Raw genomic sequence first — 204 nt, 5'->3', positions numbered from 1 at the left:
CAAGTTAAAAAGCTTTAAATGCTCATATAGAATGAACATTCAAAACTGAACTGCAAAACGTTAAGATACAGATAAAGATCTGTATTCCGAATATATCCTTAGAAAGGAGGTGATCCAGCCGCACCTTCCGATACGGCTACCTTGTTACGACTTCACCCCAATCATCTGTCCCACCTTCGGCGGCTGGCTCCCAAAAGGGTTACC

At 43.1% G+C, this 204-nt stretch carries 1 rRNA gene; it reads right to left on the bottom strand.

Annotated elements, in window-relative coordinates:
• Positions 1-102: 102 nt before the first annotated feature.
• Positions 103-204: ribosomal RNA gene (locus M3627_RS21295) — 16S ribosomal RNA — on the bottom strand; the annotation flags it as partial.

The sequence above is a fragment of the Psychrobacillus sp. MER TA 171 genome (assembly GCF_023713305.1).
GTDB lineage: Bacteria > Bacillota > Bacilli > Bacillales_A > Planococcaceae > Psychrobacillus.
The sequence above is the reverse complement of the archived record's forward strand: the minus strand, read 5'-3'. Positions and strand labels throughout refer to the sequence as shown.